1 protein-coding gene is annotated in these 567 nt (G+C 39.5%); it reads right to left on the bottom strand.

What is annotated here, in order from left to right; genetic code table 11:
* Positions 1–24: 24 nt before the first annotated feature.
* A complete protein-coding gene (locus D5R40_RS33710) occupies positions 25–429 on the bottom strand; it encodes a transposase (RefSeq protein ID WP_282433715.1) in 405 nt (134 codons plus the stop codon).
* Positions 430–567 lie beyond the last annotated feature (138 nt).

Raw genomic sequence — 567 nt, 5'->3', positions numbered from 1 at the left:
TCAAATCCGGTAGCATCGGAGTAATTAAACCTGAATTTTCGGCCACCAATGGTACTGGGTTATAGCCTTGATTGCAAATTGCTGTGTTAAAAGAACTTGACAACGCTCAAACAGAATTTCTTCTAACTCTTCGAGGCTGGTAAATGAACGATTTGCGATCGGTTCATTAATTAGAGGCCATAACCTTTCTGCTGGTTGTAATTCAGGCGAGTAGGGTGGTAAATACTCTAAGTGCAAGCCCAAAGGAATCTTTAACTCAGAACTTGTATGCCATCCAGCTCTGTCAATGGTTAAGATAATGTGTTTGTCTTCTCCTAACTGAAATTCTCGTGCAAAGTCTTCTAAAACTCGGTTAAAAAGCTCTACATTAACTTTTGGTAAAATCGTTCCTGTTGTTAATTCCTTTGGCTGGTCTTGGCCTCCATAAATCATTACCTACCCCATCATATTGAGTGGATACCTATTGATTGATAATTTATTATTACGATTGGTTCAATTTTTTTTCTTTGTTTGATGAACTACCCCGCCGTGTAGACGGACGGGGTTTCTAAGTCCCCGTCAACAAAG

It is taken from the genome of Okeania hirsuta (genome assembly GCF_003838195.1).
Classification (GTDB): domain Bacteria; phylum Cyanobacteriota; class Cyanobacteriia; order Cyanobacteriales; family Microcoleaceae; genus Okeania; species Okeania hirsuta.
The sequence above is the reverse complement of the archived record's forward strand: the minus strand, read 5'-3'. Positions and strand labels throughout refer to the sequence as shown.